This window comes from Acidovorax sp. GW821-FHT09A11 (assembly GCF_059418365.1).
Window position 1 is genome coordinate 26,233 of the sequence record NZ_JBWKPS010000005.1, and the last position, 13,861, is coordinate 40,093.

Below are 13,861 nucleotides of genomic sequence, written 5' to 3' on the forward strand. Positions count from 1 at the left end.
CTCAATGTGCTCCCTGCAGTTGGCCATCGGTGGTGCCCATGTAGGCTTCCATCACTTGCGGGTTGTTGGACACCTCGGCATACGGGCCTTCGGCCAGCACGGCGCCGCGCTGCAGCACCGTGATGCGGTCGGCGATGGTGGAGACCACCTTCATGTTGTGTTCCACCATCAGGATGGTGCGGCCGGCCGAGACTTTCTTGATGAGCTGGGTGACGCGGTCCACGTCCTCGTGGCCCATGCCCTGCGTGGGTTCGTCCAGCAGCATGAGTTCGGGCTCCATGGCCAGCGTGGTGGCGATCTCCAGCGCGCGCTTGCGGCCGTACGGCAGGTTCACGGTGACCTCGTCGGCCAGGTCCTCCAGGCCCACCTCGGTCAGCAGCTGCATGGCCCGGTCGTCCAGCTGGTGCAGGGTGCGCTCGCTGCGCCAGAAGTGAAATGAGGTGCCCAGCTTGCGCTGCAGTCCCAGGCGCACGTTCTCCATCAGCGTGAGGTGCGGGAACACGGCCGAGATCTGGAACGAGCGGATGACGCCGCGCCGGGCGATCTGCGCGGGCTGCTCACGGGTGATGTCGTGCCCGTTGAAACGGATGGTGCCCGACGTGGGCGTGAGGAATTTTGTCAGCAGGTTGAAGCATGTGGTCTTGCCTGCGCCATTGGGACCGATCAGCGCATGGATGGAACCCCGGCGCACGGCCAGGTTCACATCGCTGACGGCGGTGAAGCCCTTGAACTCTTTGGTCAGGCTGTGGGTTTCAAGAATGACGTCGCTCATTGCGCCTGGGTCGCTCCGTTGGGTGCTGGGGGAAGAAGCCTTGCGGCAAGGACTTCATGCGTGCGTTTTTGTCGCAGTGCATCGTATGCCCCCCTACCCTGCGGTAGATACTGGGACTAATGCCTATGTATAAACGCCTATGCCTTCTGGCGCACCAGGCAAGCGCATGCGCGCCGCCTCCGTCCAGGGCGAGGCACCCGCCCTTCCGCCATCGCGCTTTTTGCCGCCCTGGCCGTCTCGGCAGGCCCCATGGCGAGGGTTCTGTCCGGCAGGCGCGGTCCGGCAAGACACTGACTTTTTACTTACAACCTGCAGCGTCGGGGGCCCCGCAGGGCTGCGGATGGGCAGCCCGCCGCCGCCCGGCGCGCTTCTGGCAAACATTCCCGTGGCCTGGGAGATTGCCCCGCCGCGTGCGGGGACCGGGGATGGGAACCTACACTGCATCCATGGCTTCCACCCCTTCCCAACCCGCCCGCGGGGCGCCCCGCTCCCTGACAGGCCTGCTTCCATTTTTGCGGCCGTACCGGGCCCGCATCGCGTTGGCGGTGGTGTTCCTGGTGCTCGCGGCCCTCGCCACCCTGGCGTTTCCACTGGCCTTGCGCAACCTGGTGGACGGCGGCCTTGTCAGCGCGGACAAGGGGGCCCAGACCATGGCGCTGCGCAACCATTTCGAGGCCCTGTTCGCCGTGGCCGTGGCGCTGGGGGTGTTCTCCGCCGCGCGCTTCTACATGGTGAGCTGGCTGGGCGAGCGCGTGACCGCGGACCTGCGCGACGCCGTGTACAGCCATGTGCTGCGCCAAAGCCCCCAGTTTTTTGAAACCACGCAGACCGGGGAAGTGCTGTCGCGCCTGACCACCGACACGACGCTCGTCCAGACCGTGGTCGGTTCGTCCTTGTCCATGGGCCTGCGCAATGCCGTCATGGGCGTGGGCGCGCTGGCCATGCTGGTGTGGACCAATCCCTATGTCATGTCGGTCGTGCTGCTGGCCGTGGTGCTGGTGGTGCTGCCCACCATGTGGATCGGGCGCAGGGTGCGGCGCCTGTCGCGCGACAGCCAGGACCGGGTGGCGGACTCGAGCGCCATCGCGGCGGAAGTGCTCAACGCCGTGCCGGTGGTGCAGAGCTACGCGGCCGAGCCCCGCGAGTCCGCCCGCTTCATGCAGGCCACCGAAAATGCGTTCCAGGTCGCCATCAAGCGCACCCGTGCCCGGGCCCTTCTGGTGGCCTTCATCATCATTGCCAACGCCGCGCTGCTGCTGTGGGGCCTGTACCGCGGCACGGAGGCCGTGCTGGCGGGCAAGATGACCGCCGGCCATCTGGGGCAGACCGTGGTGTACGTGATCCTGCTGGCCGGCGCCGTGGCAGTGCTGGGCGAGGTCTACGGCGACCTGCTGCGCGCCGCGGGCGCCACGGAGCGGCTGATGGAGCTACTGGGGAGCCGCTCCCCCGTGGCGGACCCGGACGAGCCCCAGGAACTTCCGCTCTCCGAACGCGGCCTGGAGGTGGAGTTCGAGCAGGTGCAGTTCCACTACCCCTCGCGCCCCGATCAACCCGCCCTGCACGACTTTTCCCTGCGCCTGGCGCCCGGCGAAACGGTGGCGCTGGTGGGCGCCAGCGGCGCGGGCAAGACCACCGTGTTCCAGCTGCTGCAGCGCTTTTACGACGTGGACTCCGATGCCGACGGCGTCCCGCAGGGGCGCATCCGTCTCAATGGCGTGGATATCCGCACGCTGCGGCTCAAGGCCCTGCGCTCGCACACGGGCACCGTGCCACAGGACGCGGTGATTTTCTCGGCCTCCGCGATGGACAACATCCGCTACGGGCGCCCCGACGCGACGGACGAGGAGGTGGTGGCCGCCACGCGCGCCGCGTTCGCGCACGACTTCATCACCGCGCTGCCGCAAGGGTATGCCACCTTCCTGGGAGAGCGCGGCGTGCGCCTGTCAGGCGGCCAGCGCCAGCGCATTGCCATCGCCAGGGCCATGCTCAAGAACCCGCCACTGCTGCTGCTGGACGAGGCCACCAGCGCGCTGGACGCCGAGAGCGAGCGCATGGTCCAGGCGGCACTGGACACCGCCATGCAGCGCCACACAGGCCGTCGCACCACGCTGGTCATCGCCCACCGGCTGGCCACCGTGCAGAACGCGGACCGCATCGTGGTACTGGACCATGGGCGCATCGTCGAGCAGGGCACCCACACGGCCCTGCTGGCGCAAGGCGGCGTCTATGCCCGCCTGGCGGCATTGCAGTTCACGGTGTAGCACCGGGCGCCCCGGGGGCACGGGCGGAGCTTCACAGGCTTCGGGAAATCGCTATAAATACAATAGCTTATTGCGCTTGCGCATCAAGCGTTTGCGACCAAAATGGCCACAACATATTGGCGGCCAGGCAGCGCCGGGAAGGCTATTGAAGGGTTTCCTTGGACGCCGCGGGCAATGCCAGGGGCAGGACGGCAATGCCCTCCTCCAGCAACTCCAGGGCCTCGTCGGGGGTGGCCTGACCACGAATCGCACGCTCCTGCACCTCGCCATGGTGCATGCGGCGGGCTTCCTGGGCAAAACGCCCTCCCACATCCTCGGTGCTGGCGACGATCTTGCGAGCCAGTTCCAGCCAGGCGGCCTGCAGCGCGGGCGCAAGCACGCCGGCATCGGCCGGCGCCCCTCCGGCTCCGGGCACGGGAGACGGCGTTGTCACGGTGGGTGTGGCGGCGGCTGGATCTCGCGCGCCCAGATTCAAGCGCGGAGCGCTCAGGCGCTTTTCAATGTGGGCGTCCGCGCACAGGGGGCATTGCACCAGCCCGCGCTGCTTCTGGCCCTGGAAATCATCCTCCGATCCAAACCAGCCTTCAAAGACATGGCCGAGCCGGCATTGGAGATCAAGCACCTTCATGGCAACACCTGAACGCGCCGGCCGTCACCCGTGGCGGCGCAGCAGGTACCGGTAGACAAAACCTGGAAAGGCCAGCGTGAGAAACAGCGTCCCGGTGATGGCATAGAACTCCCAGCCTTGCGGCGCGATCTGCCCTGCGCGGCGCTCCAGCAAGAGCGCGAGGCCGCCGACCAGGACATACAGCAGGAGGAGCTCAGCCAGCCGGCCTACGAGCGGCTTGCGCTGCCCGGCAACGGGCCCCACCACCAGCCAGCGGTGGTTCACAAACGGCAGGTTGGCGGCGATGAAGGCCGCCACGATGACCAGCCAGACGGACCCGGTAAGAGACACAGGAACGAACGAGAGCGGCGAGGCGCTCAGGTCGCCAGCGCGCGCACGACAGCGTCCGCGCACAGCGCCATCAGACCGCCGGGCAGAAGGCCCAGCACCAGAAGAAGTGCACCGTTGAGCGTCAGTACCACGCGCACGTCCACGGGCGCCGATACGTTCGAAGCCGTCAGCGGAGCGTCGAAGTACATGACCTTCACCACCCGCAGGTAGTAGAAGGCGCCAATCAGCGACATCATCACGGCGAACACCGCCATCGCGATGTACAGGCCCTGGCCGGAGGCCACCAGCGCCTGCAGCACCGCCAGCTTGGCGTAGAAACCCACCAGCGGGGGAATGCCGGCCATGGAGAACAGGCAGACCGCCATCACGCCCGCATACAGGGGGCTGCGCTGGTTCAGGCCCGCAAAGTCCGAGATTTCTTCGCTCTCGAAGCCCTCGCGCGCCAGCAGCAGGATCACGCCGAACGCGGCCAGCGTGGTGAGCACATAGGTCACCACATAGAACATGGAGGCGCTGTAGGCGTTCTCGACGGCCGTAGCATCCACATTGCCATTCACCACACCCGACATCAGGCCCAGCAGCACGAAGCCCATCTGCGAGATCGTGGAGTAGGCCAGCATGCGCTTGAGGTTGGTCTGCGCGATGGCGGCCAGGTTGCCCACGAGCAGCGAGCCGATGGCCAGCACCGCGAGCATCTGCTGCCAGTCGATGGCCAGGGGCAGCAGGCCGTCCACCAGCAGGCGGATCGTGATCGCGAAGGCTGCCAGCTTGGGCGCGCCACCGATCATGAGCGTGACGGCCGTGGGGGCACCCTGGTACACGTCGGGAATCCACATGTGGAACGGCACCACGCCCAGCTTGAAAGCCAGGCCAGCCACCACGAACACCAGGCCGAAGACCAGCACCTGATGGCGGATCTGGCCCGAATTGACCGCCTTGAACACCTGGCCGATGTCGAGCGAACCCGTGGCACCGTAGATCATGGACAGGCCGTACAGCAGGAAACCGCTGGCCATGGCGCCGAGCACGAAGTACTTCATCGCCGCTTCCGTCGCCGTGGCGTTGTCGCGGCGCAAGGCCACCAGGGCGTAGCTCGACAGGGTCAGGAGTTCCAGGCCCAGGTAGATCACGAGGAAGTTGTTGCCCGAGATCATGATGAACATGCCCAGCAGCGCAAACATCGACAGCGTGAACATCTCGCCGCCGCGCATCATACCGCGGTCCGCCGCATAGGGACGGCCGTAGACCAGCGTGATCATCATCGCCACGGTGGCGAAGCACTTGAGCCAGTTGCCCATGGCGTCGCTGACCACCATGTTGCCAAAGCCGTAGAAGGTGTTGCCGCTGCTGGCGTACATGGCCTGCAATGCCGCCACCACGGCCAGCGTGAGCAGGGTCAGCACATAGGTGCCCGTGCGGCGTGCGCTGTGCACGCCCAGATCGACCAGCGCGATCACGCAGGCCATGGTCAATAGCACGATTTCGGGGTAAATCGCGAGCCAGCTGATGTTGTCAATCATCTCGAATCTCTCAGTTCAGTCTGGTCAGTTCAGCTTGGACAGCGCGACATGCTTGAGCAGTTCGGCCACCGAGGTGTCCATCACATCGGTGAAGGGGCGCGGGTACAAGCCCATGGCCAGCACGGCGATGCCCAGCAGTGCAAGCACCAGGAACTCGCGGCTGTCGATATCGGTGAGGCCCTTGACGTTGTCGTTGCCGACAGGTCCCAGGTACACCCGCTTGAACATCCACAGCGTGTAGGCGGCGCCAAAAATCAACGCCGTGGCGGCTGCCATGCCGATCCAGAAGTTGGCCTTGACGGCCCCCAGGATCACCATCCATTCGCCGACGAAACCGGCGGTGCCCGGAAGGCCGCAGTTGGCCATGGCGAACAGCAGCGCGAAGGCCGTGAAGTTGGGCATGGTGTTGACCACGCCACCGTAGGCCGCGATTTCACGCGAGTGCACGCGGTCGTACAGCACGCCGATGGACAGGAACATGGCACCCGAGACGAAGCCGTGGGCAATCATCTGCACCAGGCCGCCGGAGACACCCAGGTCGTTGAAGATGAAAAAACCCAGGGTCACGAATCCCATGTGCGCCACTGACGAGTAGGCCACCAGCTTCTTCATGTCCTTCTGGACCATGGCCACCAGGCCCACATAGATCACCGCGATCAGCGACAGCGCGATCATCAGCCACGCCCATTCGCGCGAAGCGTCGGGAGCGATGGGCATCGAAAACCGCAGGAAACCGTAGGCACCGAGCTTGAGCATGATGGCGGCCAGCACGGCCGAGCCGCCGGTGGGGGCTTCCACGTGCACATCGGGCAGCCAGGTATGCACTGGCCACATGGGCACCTTCACGGCGAAGGCCGCGAAGAAGGCGAAGAACAGCAGCGTCTGCGCGCGGCCGCTCAATGGCAGCTGGTGCCACGTCGCGATGTCGAAGCTGCCACCCGACTGGTTGTACAGGAAGATCAGCGCGATCAACATCAGCAGCGAGCCAAGCAGCGTGTACAGGAAGAACTTGAACGCCGCGTAGATCTTGTTGGGGCCGCCCCAGATCCCGATGATCAGGTACATGGGGATCAGCGTGGCTTCGAAAAACACGTAGAACAGCATGCCGTCCAGCGCCGTGAACACTCCGACCATGAGGCCTGACAGGATCAGGAACGCGCCCATGTACTGGTTCACGCGCTCGGTGATGGATTCCCAGGAAGCCACCACCACGATGACGGTGATGAAAGCCGTCAGCGGCACGAACCAGAACGAAATGCCATCCACGCCCAGGTGGTAGTGGACATTGAAGCGCTCGATCCAGGCGGCCTTCTCGACAAACTGCATCGCCGCCGTGCCCAGCTTGAAGCCATCGTACAGGGGCAAAGTCACCAGGAAGCCGATCACGGCCCCGACCAGCGCCAGCCACCGCACCGCGCGGGCATGCTCATCCCGCCCAATGGCCAGCAGCAGCACACCGAAGGCAATCGGTGTCCAGATTGCAAGACTCAACAGACCCATTTGTTGTTTTCCTTATTTGATGAGCTGCAAGAAAGCATCGCCCCAGACAAACCAGGTCATCAATGCGAAGACACCCAGAATCATCACCAGCGCATAGTGGAAGATGAAGCCCGACTGCATCCAGCGGACGATGCCGGAAACCCCGCGCACCAGCTTCCAGGAGCCATTCACGAGGGCCCCGTCGATGATGGCCTGATCGCCACCCTTCCACAGGCCGACGCCCAGGGCACGCGCGCCGCGGGCCAGGATGTTCTCGTTGATCCAGTCGAGGTAGTACTTGTTCTCCAGCAGCGTGTACAGGGGCTGCACGCGGGCCTTGATGCCGGCCGGCAGCGCGGGGTTGACCATGTACATGTAGTACGAAGCAACCACGCCAGCGAGCGCCAGCCAGAACGGCGCGGTCTGCAGTCCGTGCACCGCCATGGCCACCGGACCGTGGAAAATTTCAGCCAGTTTCGCCATGGCCGGATGCTTGACCGCATCGACAAAGATCACGTTCTTGAAGAAGTCGCCGAACAGCATGGGCTGGATGAACATGAAACCCACGACCACCGACGGAATGGCCAGCAGCACCAGAGGCACGGTCACCACCCAGGGCGATTCGTGGGGCTCGTGATGGTGATCGTCATGGCCATGGTGGTCATCATGGTGCGCATCAGGATTCTGGTCGTAGCGCTCCTTGCCATGGAAAACCAGGAAGTACATGCGGAACGAATAGAACGCCGTGATGAATACACCCGCCAGCACGGCGAAGTGCGCAAAACCGGCCGCGGGCAGATGGCTGAAATGGACCGCCTCGATGATGCTGTCCTTGGAATAGAAGCCCGCGAACAGCGGGGTGCCGATCAGCGCGAGCGAACCCAGCAGCGAGGTGATCCAGGTGATGGGCATGTACTTGCGCACGCCGCCCATCCAGCGGATGTCCTGGTTGTGGTGCATGCCCATGATGACCGAGCCGGCACCGAGGAACAGCAGCGCCTTGAAGAACGCGTGGGTCATCAGGTGGAACACGGCGACCGAATAGGCCGACGCACCCAGCGCCACGGTCATGTACCCGAGCTGCGACAGCGTGGAGTAGGCCACCACGCGCTTGATGTCGTTCTGGATGATGCCCAGGAAACCCATGAACAGCGCCGTGATGGCCCCGATCACCAGGATGAAGTTCAGGGCGGTATCCGACAGCTCGAACAGGGGCGACATGCGCGCCACCATGAAGATGCCGGCCGTCACCATGGTGGCCGCGTGGATCAGTGCCGAGATGGGGGTCGGGCCTTCCATCGAGTCGGGCAGCCAGACGTGCAGCGGGAACTGGGCGGACTTGCCCATCGCACCGATGAACAGGCAGATGCAGATCACGGTGATCAGCATCCAGTCGGTGCCGGGGAAAGCCAGGCCGCCGAGCTCACCCGACTTGGCAAACACTTCGCCGTAGTTCAGCGTGCCTGCGTAGGCCGCGATGAGGCCGATGCCCAGGATGAAGCCGAAGTCCCCCACGCGGTTGACCAGGAAGGCCTTCATGTTGGCGAAGATCGCGCTGGGCTTGTTGAACCAGAAACCGATCAGCAGGTAGGACACCAGGCCCACGGCTTCCCAGCCGAAGAACAGCTGCAGCAGGTTGTTGCTCATGACCAGCATGAGCATGGAGAACGTGAACAGGGAGATGTACGCGAAGAAGCGGTTGTAGCCGTCGTCCTCTTCCATGTAGCCGATCGTGTAGATGTGCACCATCAGCGACACGAAGGTCACCACCACCATCATCATGGCCGTGAGGCTGTCGATCAGGAAGCCGACTTCCATCTTGAGGCCGCCGACCACCATCCAGGTGTACAGCGTTTCGTTGAAACGGGCGCCATCCAGCGCAACACTCTTGAGCGTCATGGCCGACAGGACGAAGGCCACGAGCACGCCCAGGATGGTCAGGGTGTGGCTCAGGCGGCGGCCAATCCAGTTACCACCAAAGGTCGTACCGAAGATGCCGGCCAGCAAGGCGCCCGCCAGCGGAGCCAGCGGCACGGCCAGGAGCGTTGAAGCAGAGAGGGTTTGACTCATTCTTGAGAACCTTGGGAATACAGGTGGCTCATCAACCCTTGAGGGTGTTGAGGTCTTCCGCGTTGATGCTGGACTTGTTGCGGAACAGCAGCACCAGGATGGCCAGGCCGATCGCCGATTCGGCCGCTGCCACGGTCAGGATGAAGAACACGAACACCTGCCCATGCATGTCGCCCAGGTAGTGGGAGAACGCCACGAAGTTCATGTTGACCGCGAGCAGCATCAACTCGATCGCCATCAGCAGCACAATCAGGTTCTTGCGATTGAGGAAGATGCCGATCACCGCCAGCGCGAACAGCATCGCACCCAGCGAGAGAAAGTGGCCCAATGTCAGCGTCATGCTTTTTTCTCCTCGGCGACAGCCTCTGCAGGCGCTGGCGCCTCAGCCTTCTGGGTGGCGACAACCTTGACCACTTCGAGGCGGTCGCTGGCGCGCACGCGAATCTGTACGGACGGATTGATCGCCTTGCTGTCCTTGCGCCGGCGCAGCGTCAGGGCAATGGCGGCAATCATCGCCACCAGCAGGATCACGGCCGCGATTTCCACGGGATAGAGATACTCGGTGTAGAGCAGCTTGCCCAGCGCCTTGGTGTTCGAATACTGGACGACCTGGCCCGCCGCATTCACCGCCGTGGCGACAGCCTTGGGCTCATCCATGCCCCGGAAGCCACCCATCAGCACCGCGGCCATTTCGAGCGCGATCAGTGCGCCCACCGTGGCGGCCAGGGGAAAGTGCTTCCAGAACCCCTTGCGCACCGTGTCGATGTGGATGTCCAGCATCATCACGACGAAGAGGAAAAGCACCATCACCGCGCCCAGGTACACCAGCACGAGCGCAATGGCCAGGAACTCGGCCTTGAGCAGCAGCCAGACGGCGGCGGCCTGCGAGAACGCGAGGATGAGGTAGAGCACCGCATGCACGGGATTGCGCGCGGTGATCACCCGGAAGGCTGCGAACAGCAGCACGACCGAGAAGAGGTAGAAGAAACCTGTCTTGGCGTCCATGAATCGGGTCTTTATAGAAAGTCTGGCAAAGAGGCTGAACCCAGCACCGCTCAGCGGTACTTGGCGTCCGCAGCCTTGGCTGCCGCGATTTCACCTTCGTACCGGTCGCCCACGGCCAGGAGCATGTCCTTCGTGAAATACAGATCGCCACGCTTTTCGCCGTGGTACTCGAAAATGTGCGTCTCGACGATCGAGTCCACCGGGCAGCTTTCTTCGCAGAAACCGCAGAAGATGCACTTGGTCAGGTCGATGTCGTAGCGCGTGGTGCGGCGGGAGCCATCGTCGCGCACGTCCGACTCAATGGTGATGGCCATGGCGGGGCACACGGCCTCGCACAGCTTGCAGGCGATGCAGCGCTCTTCGCCATTCTCATAACGGCGCAAGGCGTGCAGGCCACGAAAACGTGGCGACAAGGGGGTCTTCTCTTCAGGGAACTGCACGGTCACCTTGCGGCGAAAGGCGTAGCGCCCCGTGAGGGCCATGCCCTTGAGCAGTTCCACGAGCATGAAGCTCTTGAAGAAATCCTTGAACGAGAAAGGTGCAGCAGCAGCAACAGCAGTCATTTGTGTCCCCGCTTATTTCCAGATATTCCAAGGCGAGAGCAACCACCCGCCGACGATCAGCAGCCACACCAGCGTGACCGGAATGAAGATCTTCCAACCCAGACGCATGATCTGGTCATAACGGAAGCGGGGGAAAGTCGCCCGGATCCAGATGAACATGGACACCACGAGGAATGTCTTGATCCCGAGCCAGATCCAGCCAGGAATGAACGAGAGGAAATCCACCGGAGGCAGCCAGCCGCCCAGGAACATGAGGGCGGCCAGGATGGACACCAGCCACATGCTCGCGTATTCCGCCAGAAAGAAGATCGCGAAACCCATGCCGGAGTACTCCACCATGTGGCCCGCCACGATTTCGGCTTCGCCTTCCACCACGTCGAACGGATGGCGGTTCGTCTCAGCCACACCCGAGATCAGATAGACCAGGAAGATGGGCAGCAATGGCAACCAGTTCCAGGACAGGAAGCCCAGGCCCATGTTGGAGGCCATGCCGCGGGACTGGGACATCACGATCTCGGTGAGGTTCATGCTGCCCGAAACCATGATCACCACCAGGAAGCAAAAGCCCATGGCGATTTCGTAGCTCACCATCTGCGCGGACGCCCGCAGTGCGCCCAGGAAGGCGTACTTGGAGTTCGATGCCCAGCCGGCAATGATCACGCCATACACCTCGATGGAGGTGATGGCCATCACCAGCAGCAGGCCGGCGTTGACATTGGCCAATGCCACGTCCGGGCCGAACGGAATCGCCACCCAGGCAGCCAGCGCGGGCATGATCGCCATGACCGGCCCCAGCACGAAGAGCCCTTTGCTGGCGGCAGTAGGCTGGATGATTTCCTTGGTCAGCAGCTTCAAGGCGTCCGCGATGGGTTGCAGCAACCCGAGCGGGCCGACCCGGTTGGGGCCATGGCGCACCTGCATGAAGCCCAGGAGCTTGCGCTCCCACAGCGTGAGATAGGCCACCGCCCCCATCAGGGGCGCCAGAATGCAGACGATCTTGAGCAGGATCCAGAGCACCGGCCAGACCACGCCGGTCCACCAGCCAAAGGAAAGCAGGTTCAGGCCCGCGTTGTAGATCGCGTCGATCATGCTGCCACTCCTTCGCGTGCCAAGCGCGCGTCGGCGGTCAGCTGCAGCGACGTGGAACGGCGCACCAGGCCGTCCAGTTGATAGATCGAGGCCACCACGGGCTCGCCCACCACTGCGGTGGCGACAGGGACAGCAGTGCTCACGGCATTCGACAATTGAGCGGCCGGGACCTGCGCGAAGGTGCCAGCAGGCGCATTCGTGGCGCGGGCCAGCACATCCTGCGACGTCTCGAAATCAAAACCCGGCACGCCCAGCAGATTGGCCAGCACGCGCAGCACCTTCCAGGCCGGACGGGTATCGCCCAGAGGACGCACCACGGCATGGAAACCCTGCAGGCGGCCTTCCGCATTGATGAAGCTGCCCGAGGTTTCCGTGAACGGCGCCACCGGCAGCAGCACATCACTGAACTCCATATTGGCCTTGAACGGACTCAAGGTCACCACCATCTCCGCCCCTCCCAGGGCCGTGGCGGCCTGCAGGCCGGCTGCAGAGTCATGGACAGGCTCGGTATTGAGCAGCAAGGCCGCCTTCAATCCACCCGCCAGCATCTGGCCTGCATTCAGGCCTCCGTTCACGGGATGGGCGCCGGCGAATTGCGCGCCCACGGTGTTGGCGGCTTCCGTCAGGTAGCCGACGGTTGCCCCGGTTTGTTCACCAATCCAGTTGGCAAGCGCCAGCAGCTGGGTTGCCTGGGCATGGTGCGCTGCGGCATTGCCCAGCAGTACGGCCTTGCGTTCGCCGCCCAGCAATGAGCGGGCGATGGCCAGGGAAGCTTCGGTGGGATCACCGGAACCTGCGGGTGCGGCCGTGCCCTTTTCCTGTGCCACGGCAGCGGCGATGGTGCCCAGCGCCTGCAGCCACTGACCGGCGCCTTGCAGCAGGGAGTGCTTCACGGGCATGGCCCAATCGGCCAGGGCCGAGTCGACCACGCTGACCTGGCAGCCATGGCGCGCAGCCTGGCGGATGCGCTGCGCGAACAGCGGATGGTCCTTGCGCAGGTTGGAGCCCACCACCAGCACGCGCTGCAGCGTGGACAGCGAGGCGATGGACGTGCCGAGCCAGCGGATGCCTTCGGGCGCCGCGAATTCGGCGTTGCGCAGGCGGTAGTCAATGTTGTCGCTGCCCAGGCCGCGCATCAGGGCGGAGGCCAGGTACAGCTCTTCGAGCGTGCTGTGCGGGCTGACCAGGGCACCGATGGCGCCAGCGCCATGGTCGTTCTTGATGTTCTTCAAGCCGTTGGCCACGTATTCGAGCGCGGTCTGCCAGTCGACGGTCTTCCAGACACCGCCCTGCTTGAGCATGGGCTGTGTCAGCCGCTCGTCGCTGTTGAGCGATTCGTACGAGAAGCGATCACGGTCGGCGATCCAGCATTCGTTGACGGCTTCGTTCTCGAACGGAACGACACGCATGACCTTGTGGTTCTTGACCTGCACGATGAGGTTGGCACCGGTGGAGTCGTGCGGGCTGACGGAGCGGCGGCGCGACAGTTCCCAGGTGCGGGCGCTGTAGCGGAACGGCTTGCTCGTGAGCGCGCCCACGGGGCAGATGTCGATCATGTTGCCCGACAGCTCGGAATCCACGGTATCGCCCGCCACGGTGGTGATCTCGGAGTGCTCGCCGCGGTGGATCATGCCGAGTTCCATCACGCCGGCCACTTCCTGGCCGAAGCGCACGCAGCGGGTGCAGTGGATGCAGCGGCTCATCTCCTCCATGGAGATCAGCGGGCCCACATCCTTGTGGAAGACCACGCGCTTTTCTTCCTCGTAGCGCGAGGAGGAACCGCCGTAGCCCACGGCCAGATCCTGCAGCTGGCACTCGCCGCCCTGGTCGCAGATGGGGCAATCCAGCGGGTGGTTGATCAGCAGGAATTCCATGACCGACTGCTGGGCCTTGATGGCCTTGTCGCTCTTGGTGCGCACGATCATGCCCTGCGTGACCGGCGTGGCGCAGGCGGGCATGGGCTTGGGGGCCTTCTCCACGTCCACCAGGCACATGCGGCAATTGGCGGCGATGGAGAGCTTCTTGTGATAGCAGAAATGGGGAATGTAGGTGCCGGCCTTTTCGGCTGCATGCATCACCATGCAGCCTTCGGCGACTTCTACCTTCTGCCCGTCGAGTTCGATTTCAACCATATGCGTTTCTCG

12 protein-coding genes are annotated in these 13,861 nt (G+C 64.0%); 1 reads left to right on the forward strand and 11 read right to left on the reverse strand.

Annotation, left to right across the window (positions count from 1 at the left end; translation table 11 throughout):
- Position 1 precedes the first annotated feature (1 nt).
- The gene (locus AC07PV_RS14440) at positions 2–772 is read right to left on the reverse strand and encodes an ABC transporter ATP-binding protein (protein ID WP_218295502.1); all 771 of its coding nucleotides are present in this window, start codon (positions 770–772) and stop codon (positions 2–4) included.
- Positions 773–1,218: 446 nt separating this feature from the next.
- Between AC07PV_RS14440 and AC07PV_RS14445 the strand changes: the two genes are divergently transcribed.
- On the forward strand, positions 1,219–3,033 hold the full coding sequence (locus tag AC07PV_RS14445) for an ABC transporter transmembrane domain-containing protein (protein WP_494630574.1): 1,815 nt from the start codon (positions 1,219–1,221) through the stop codon (positions 3,031–3,033).
- Between the two features lie 142 nt (positions 3,034–3,175).
- Here AC07PV_RS14445 and AC07PV_RS14450 read toward each other — a convergent pair whose 3' ends face one another.
- Genes AC07PV_RS14450 through nuoG form a run of 10 tightly spaced genes read right to left on the reverse strand, consistent with a single transcriptional unit; the run spans position 3,176 to position 13,849 of the window.
- Entirely contained in the window at positions 3,176–3,661 is a 486-nt protein-coding gene (locus AC07PV_RS14450) for a DUF1178 family protein (RefSeq protein WP_494630575.1), read from the reverse strand.
- A gap of 24 nt (positions 3,662–3,685) precedes the next feature.
- Positions 3,686–3,991 (reverse strand): DUF2818 family protein, encoded by a 306-nt coding sequence (locus AC07PV_RS14455; protein ID WP_218340163.1) that lies wholly within the window; start codon positions 3,989–3,991, stop codon positions 3,686–3,688.
- 26 nt (positions 3,992–4,017) lie between these two features.
- Complete coding sequence (gene nuoN / locus AC07PV_RS14460; RefSeq protein WP_218295506.1) at positions 4,018–5,511, reverse strand: NADH-quinone oxidoreductase subunit NuoN; 1,494 nt, start codon at positions 5,509–5,511, stop codon at positions 4,018–4,020.
- Positions 5,512–5,535: 24 nt separating this feature from the next.
- Positions 5,536–7,011 (reverse strand): NADH-quinone oxidoreductase subunit M, encoded by a 1,476-nt coding sequence (locus AC07PV_RS14465; RefSeq protein ID WP_492253606.1) that lies wholly within the window; start codon positions 7,009–7,011, stop codon positions 5,536–5,538.
- A gap of 12 nt (positions 7,012–7,023) precedes the next feature.
- Positions 7,024–9,060, reverse strand: a complete 2,037-nt coding sequence (nuoL, locus tag AC07PV_RS14470; RefSeq protein ID WP_369642956.1) for an NADH-quinone oxidoreductase subunit L — start codon at positions 9,058–9,060, stop codon at positions 7,024–7,026.
- Between the two features lie 31 nt (positions 9,061–9,091).
- Entirely contained in the window at positions 9,092–9,400 is a 309-nt protein-coding gene (nuoK, locus tag AC07PV_RS14475) for an NADH-quinone oxidoreductase subunit NuoK (RefSeq protein ID WP_005793248.1), read from the reverse strand.
- Positions 9,397–10,065: an NADH-quinone oxidoreductase subunit J gene (locus AC07PV_RS14480; RefSeq protein ID WP_494630576.1), complete on the reverse strand. Its 669-nt coding sequence runs from the start codon at positions 10,063–10,065 to the stop codon at positions 9,397–9,399. The genes nuoK and AC07PV_RS14480 overlap by 4 nt, the downstream gene beginning before the upstream one ends.
- A 50-nt stretch (positions 10,066–10,115) precedes the next feature.
- Positions 10,116–10,628 carry an NADH-quinone oxidoreductase subunit NuoI gene (gene nuoI / locus AC07PV_RS14485; RefSeq protein WP_218295510.1) on the reverse strand — a complete coding sequence of 171 codons (513 nt, stop codon included), beginning with the start codon at positions 10,626–10,628 and terminating at the stop codon, positions 10,116–10,118.
- 12 nt (positions 10,629–10,640) lie between these two features.
- On the reverse strand, positions 10,641–11,717 hold the full coding sequence (nuoH, locus tag AC07PV_RS14490; RefSeq protein WP_218295511.1) for an NADH-quinone oxidoreductase subunit NuoH: 1,077 nt from the start codon (positions 11,715–11,717) through the stop codon (positions 10,641–10,643).
- Complete coding sequence (gene nuoG / locus AC07PV_RS14495) at positions 11,714–13,849, reverse strand: NADH-quinone oxidoreductase subunit NuoG (RefSeq protein WP_494630578.1); 2,136 nt, start codon at positions 13,847–13,849, stop codon at positions 11,714–11,716. The genes nuoH and nuoG overlap by 4 nt, the downstream gene beginning before the upstream one ends.
- Positions 13,850–13,861 lie beyond the last annotated feature (12 nt).